The sequence below is a fragment of the Akkermansia muciniphila genome, from assembly GCF_018709685.1.
Taxonomy (GTDB): Bacteria; Verrucomicrobiota; Verrucomicrobiia; order Verrucomicrobiales; family Akkermansiaceae; genus Akkermansia; species Akkermansia muciniphila_E.
In genome coordinates this window covers 124,413-130,412 of sequence record NZ_JABDHQ010000009.1, presented here as the reverse complement: position 1 = coordinate 130,412, position 6,000 = coordinate 124,413, and the positions used below count along the sequence as shown (strand labels likewise).

Annotated in this window: 4 protein-coding genes; 2 read left to right on the top strand and 2 right to left on the bottom strand. The window is 59.5% G+C overall.

What is annotated here, in order from left to right:
- The first annotated feature begins 57 nt into the window (after positions 1 to 57).
- Positions 58 to 744, top strand: a complete 687-nt coding sequence (locus HHJ06_RS07680; protein WP_215428763.1) for a hypothetical protein — start codon at positions 58 to 60, stop codon at positions 742 to 744.
- A 100-nt stretch (positions 745 to 844) separates the two neighbouring features.
- On the opposite strand, the gene rpe is transcribed toward HHJ06_RS07680, so the two are convergent.
- Together rpe and leuS are read right to left on the bottom strand one after the other, a co-directional pair.
- Positions 845 to 1,498 carry a ribulose-phosphate 3-epimerase gene (gene rpe / locus HHJ06_RS07675; RefSeq protein WP_215428762.1) on the bottom strand — a complete coding sequence of 218 codons (654 nt, stop codon included), beginning with the start codon at positions 1,496 to 1,498 and terminating at the stop codon, positions 845 to 847.
- Positions 1,499 to 1,523: 25 nt separating this feature from the next.
- A complete protein-coding gene (gene leuS / locus HHJ06_RS07670; RefSeq protein WP_215428761.1) occupies positions 1,524 to 4,097 on the bottom strand; it encodes a leucine--tRNA ligase in 2,574 nt (857 codons plus the stop codon).
- Between the two features lie 184 nt (positions 4,098 to 4,281).
- On the opposite strand from leuS, the gene HHJ06_RS07665 reads away from it, so the two are divergent.
- The gene (locus tag HHJ06_RS07665) at positions 4,282 to 5,967 is read left to right on the top strand and encodes a sulfatase (protein WP_215428760.1); all 1,686 of its coding nucleotides are present in this window, start codon (positions 4,282 to 4,284) and stop codon (positions 5,965 to 5,967) included.
- The last annotated feature ends 33 nt before the right edge of the window (positions 5,968 to 6,000 follow it).

The window sequence follows — 6,000 nt, the reverse complement described above, 5'->3', positions numbered from 1 at the left end:
CTATTTTTCAGGCAGCGGTTTTCTTTTCCGTGTTTCATCCATAATAAGAATAAAGTTATGAAGTTCCTATGTATTTTTGGTGTTCTCGCCGGCCTGGCAACGGCACAGGCGGCCACTGTGCTGAGCACGACGACCAAGGAAGACCTTTCCACTCTTACCTCCGGAGGGTATGGTGCCTACTACGGTTTTTCCTTTGATCTGGATCACATGCTGCTTTCTTCCGGAGAGGGCATTTCACAGAATTCCACGGTTTTCCTGCAATCGCTGGATATTGCCAAGGCGACGAACCGGGCGGATGCCACCGACGGCCTGTATGTGACGATTTTTTCCTCCGCCACCACCAAGGACGGCACGACGTTTGTAGGGCAGTCCACCACCACTATTGACATGGCGGGCGAAGGAGCGGCGGATGGGGCTGCCTCCTGGCAGAAGGCCGTGTTCAATAATTTGCAGCTTGACAGCGGCGTGACTTATTACGCGGCTTTTACAACGACTCAGGTTACGGATGCCACAAATTGGGCTGATGTGAATTTTTCCTCCGCCAGATTGAGGCTCGGCAAGGAGGCCGATGGTGTGGACATCGGGGATGTGTATAAGAATACAGGCTTTACCAGTACGGAAGGTTCCGTATGGGGCCCGGTGTTGAAAGCGGAGGTGACGCTGGCCGCTGTTCCGGAACCGTCAGCCGCCTCCTTGGGCCTGCTGGGGCTGTCCGCATTGATGCTGCGCCGCCGCAGAGCGTGATTACCAGGAAATCACGAATGAAAGAATCCGGCACTCCCAGGGGAATGCCGGATTCTTTTGATGTTTCGGAATAACAGGCCGCCGCCGGGCTGTCCGCAGGTTATTTCATTTCCGCAATGGCGCGGGCCATGTCCGGAGCCTTGAAGGTGGAGGAGCCCGCCACCAGTACGTCAGCTCCCGCCAAGGCGCACTGCGCGGCATTGTTTTTACCGATGCCGCCGTCCATCTGGATGAGGAATTCCGCTTTGTTTTCCGTGCGCCATTCGGCGGCTTTTTCCACCTTGTCCAGCACGGAGGGCATGAAGGATTGCCCGCCGAAACCCGGAACTACGGACATGACCAGGAGCAGGTCTATTTCCCCCAGGAAGGGGGCTACCGCCTCAAAGGGAGTTGCCGGGTTGATGGCCAGTCCGTTTTTTACGCCGGCCCTGCGGATGCGGCGCAGGGTGTCGCGGATGTAGTATTCGTCCCCCAGCTCCACATGGAAGCAGATGAGGTTGACGCCCGCTTTGACAAATCGGTCAAAGTAGTGGTCCGGCCGTTCGATCATCAGGTGCGCGTCCAGAAAGTGGTCCGGTCCCACCGCTTTTCTGACGGCGGCACAGATTTCCGGGCCAAAGGAGATGTTGTCCACAAAGTGGCCGTCCATGATGTCCAGGTGCAGCCAGTCTGCTCCGGAGTGAAAGGCGCGACGCGCTTCCTCCCCAATGCGGGAGAAGTCTGCCGCCAGCAGGGACGGGGCGATCATGGTCATGGGGGTGTTCCTTTCCAGATGTTGTTTAGTTGGCGACGATGTTGACGAGGCGTCCGGGCACGACAATCACTTTACGCACGGTAACGCCGTCCAGGAAGACTTTTACCTTGGAGGAGGCCAGGGCCAGTTTTTCCAGTTCTTCACGGGAGATGTCCCTGGCCACTTCCAGCTTGTCCCTGAGCTTGCCGTTTACCTGGATGACCATGGGGATGGTGTTTTCCACCAGCAGGTCTTCATCACAGGCGGGCCAGTTTTTCTGGCAGAGCTGCGTTTCCGCCAGGGAGGGGAAGCGTTTTTGAAGGAGGCTGTGGATTTCTTCCGTGATGTGCGGGGCAAACGGGTTCAGGAGGGTCAGGAAGGTGTCGTAGTCCTGCACGTCCACCACGTCCGCGGAGGTCATGGCGTTGGTGCATTCCATCATTTTGGCGATGGCGGTGTTGAAGGACATTTCGTTGATGTCGTCCGTCACTTTCCGGATGGTTTTGTGCAGTTCCTTGCGCACGGGGAGCACGTCCGCTTCCGGAGCATCCGCCACCAGCTTGGGATTGATTTCCCATTCGCCTTCCTGGTTTTCACGGAAGGCCACGCGCCAGACGCGGGCCAGGAAGCGGGAGATGCCTTCCACCCCTTTGGTGGCCCAGGGCTTCACGTCCTTGAGCGGTCCCATGAACATTTCATACATGCGCAGGGAGTCCGCTCCGTATTCACGGACGATGTCGTCCGGGTTGACGACGTTGCCGCGGGATTTGGACATTTTCTGCCCGTCTTCTCCCAGGATCAATCCCTGGTTGACGAGTTTCTGGAACGGTTCATTGGTGCTGAGGTGCCCCAGGTCAAAGAGGACCTTGTGCCAGAAGCGGGCGTAGAGCAGGTGGAGCACGGCGTGTTCCGTGCCGCCCACGTACAGGTCAATGCCGCCCGGCGTTCCGGTGGAGCCCATCCAGTATTGTTCCGCTTCCCGGCTGACAAAGCGTTCCGTGTTTTTCGGGTCCAGGTAGCGCAGGTAGTACCAGCAGGAGCCGGCCCACTGGGGCATGGTGTTTGTTTCACGGTGGGCCGTGGGCGTGTAGGCAATCCATTCCGTGGCCTTGACCAGCGGGCCGCGCGGATCGCCCGTGGGGGCAAAGTCGTCCAGATCGGGCTGGAGCAAGGGAAGTTCGTTTTCCGGCAGGGCGCGGTGGCGGCCGTTTTCCCAGACGATGGGGAAGGGTTCGCCCCAGTAGCGCTGGCGGGAGAAGAGCCAGTCGCGCAGCTTGTAGTTGACCTTGCGGCGGCCCTTGCCGTTTTCTTCCAGCCAGAGGGTCATTTTTTCCTTGGCTTCCGGGGTGGGCAGTCCGGTCAGGAAGCCGGAGTTCACGCTGGTGCCTTCATAACCGCAGAAGCCGCGCCAGTCCATGTCTTCACTGGGGGGCCGGACCACCTGGAGCACCGGCAGGCCGAAGACCTGGGCAAAGGCGAAGTCACGTTCATCGTGGGCCGGCACGGCCATGATGGCTCCGGTGCCGTAGCCCATCAGCACGTAGTCCGCAATCCAGACGGGAATCTGTTCCCCGTTGACGGGGTTGACGGCGTACGCGCCGGTGAAGACGCCCGTCTTTTCCTTGGACAGGTCCGTGCGCTCCAGGTCGCTCTTGGTGGCGCACTGGTTGCGGTACTGTTCCACGGCTTCCTTTTGTTCCGGCGTGGTGACGGAGTCCACCAGCGGGTGTTCCGGGGAGAGGACCATGTAAGTGGCGCCAAAGAGGGTGTCCGGCCGGGTGGTGTAAACGGTGATGGTTTCCCCGTTCAGGGTGAAGTCCACTTCCGCGCCTTCCGATTTGCCGATCCAGTTGCGCTGAAGCAGCTTGATGGATTCCGGCCAGTCCAGGGGCTCCAGTTCGTCAATCAGGCGTTCCGCATAGTCCGTAATGCGCAGCATCCACTGGCGCAGGGGGCGGCGTTCCACATGGTGTCCCTTGGATTTCCATTCCTCCACTTCTTCATTGGCAAGCACGGTGCCCAGGTCCGGGGACCAGTTTACGGCGGCTTCCGCCACGTAGGCCAGGCGCCGCTGGTCGATTTCCTCGCGGCTCAGCCCCTGTTCCTCCAGTTCGGAGACGGGGCGCGCCTTTTTCAGTTCCCTGTTGTAGTAAGAGTTGTAGAGCTGGAGGAAGATCCACTGGGTCCACCGCACGTATTCATGGTCCGTGGTGGCTATTTCCCGGTCCCAGTCATAGGAGAAGCCCAGCATTTTGAGCTGGCGGCGGAAGTTGTCAATGTTCTGGAAGGTGGTGACGGAGGGGTGCTGCCCGGTCTTGATGGCGTATTGCTCCGCTGGAAGGCCGAAGGAGTCCCACCCCATGGGGTGAAGCACGTTGAAGCCGTTCATGCGCTTAAAGCGCGCCACGATGTCCGTGGCCGTGTACCCTTCCGGGTGCCCCACGTGCAGGCCCGCGCCGCTGGGGTAGGGGAACATGTCCAGCACGTAGTATTTGGGCCTGGACGCGTCAAAGCCCTCTTCTCCGGGGTTGTTTACTTTGAAGGTTTTTCTTTCGTCCCAGATCTGCTGCCATTTGGGTTCAAAAACGTCAAAGGGGTATGGTTTCTTGCGCTCGGACATGATGGGGAGGAATGTATACTCCGCCAGCGGGCCAATCAAGCCTAAACCCGGCGGCCTGCAAGCGCTTCCAACGCTTCCGCGGGCATGATGCCGTTTTCCGGAAAAAAGAGGAAAGACCAGAGATTGCCTGTGCGTACTTTTAGGTTGAAAGGTTTTTGCCGATTGTATTAAATATGCTGCAACCATGAAGTTTACCGCCTGTCTCCTCTCCGCCGCCTGCGGCGCGGTTTCCCTGCTTGCCGGGGCATTCGCTCAGGGCAATGTTTCCCGCCCCGTTTCCGGAAAGAAGCCCAATATCATCGTTTTCCTGGTGGATGACATGGGCTGGCAGGATACGTCCCACCCGTTCTGGTCCGACAGCCGGGGCAATCCGAAGAAGACGTTCCTGAACAAGCGCTACCGGACGCCGAACATGGAGAAGCTGGCCGCCCAGGGCATGACGTTTACGGATGCGTACGCCCACCCCCTCTGCACGCCTTCCCGCGTGAGCCTGATGTCCGGCATGAATCCGGCGCGGCACCGCGTGACGTGCTGGGTGCGGGAGCAGAACGGTACGACGGACCGCAACAGCAAGAGCCTTCAGCCGCCGGACTGGGCCCTCAACGGCCTCCAGCCCGTAGGGGTTCCCGCCAGGGGAACGACGAAACGCCCCATTTCCGGGGAGGACATGCGTTATAACATGACGCGCCCCTTCGTCACGGCGGCCACGCTGCCGGAGATGCTGAAGAAGTGCGGCTACGTCACCGTGCACTGCGGAAAGGCGCATTTCGGCACCCAGGGAACGCCGGGGTCCAATCCGCTGAATATGGGGTTTGATTACAATATCGCGGGCACGGAGATCGGCCACCCGGCGGATTACCGCGGTTCCAAGCATTACGGGAAGGGGTTCAACCATGTGCGCGGGCTGGATGAGAATAATTACTACCAGGACGACGTGTTCCTGACGGAGGCCCTGACCCTGGAGGCCATCAAACGCCTGGAGGCCATTAGGACCAATCCCAAGGAGGCGGACAAGCCCTTTTACCTGTACATGGCCCAGTACGCCCTGCATTCCCCGCTGGACGAGCGCGCTTATGACAAGAGATTTGCGGACGCCTACAAGGACCCGGCGGACGGTCACAAGTGGTCTCCGGTGGAGAAGCATTATTCCGGGCTGATCGAGGGGATGGACAAGAGCCTGGGTGATATCATGAAGTACCTCCGGGAGCATAATCTGGACAAGAACACGGTGCTGGTGTTCATGTCGGACAACGGCGGCCTGGCCATTTCCGGGAGGCTGGGCAATGAGGATGCCAATTACCCCCTTTCCTTCGGCAAGGGCTCCTGTATGGAGGGCGGCATCCGGGAGCCCATGATCGTTTCCTGGCCGGGCGTGACCAAGGGCGGTTCCCGGTGCGCCGTTCCGGTGGTCATTGACGACTTTTTCCCCACCCTTCTGGATATAGCCGGATGCCGGAACGCAAAGGTTCCGCAGAAGCTGGACGGCCTCAGCCTGGTTCCGCTGCTCAAGGGAGCCCGGTTCCCCGCGGACCGTCCCATTCTGTTCCACCAGCCGAACAATTGGGGGGAAGGCAGCCGGCAGGCGCCGCAATACACTTCCTCCACGGCGCTGCGCCAGGGGGATTGGAAGCTGATTTACCGCCACCTGAACCAGAGCTTCGAGCTGTATAATTTGAAGAAGGATATCGGCGAAAAGGAAAACCTGGCTTCCAGGGAGCCGCGTAAGACGAAGGAAATGGCCGCCGTCATGGGTAAATTGCTCCGGGAGCGGAAGGCGCAGATGCCTACTTACAAGAAAGGCAACGAGCTGGGCGCGCCGGAAGGAAGCTCCGTTCCGTGGCCGGACCAGGTGAAGAAGACCGGGAATTGAGATTCCGCCACAGAGTCTGCGGTTCCTTTCCTC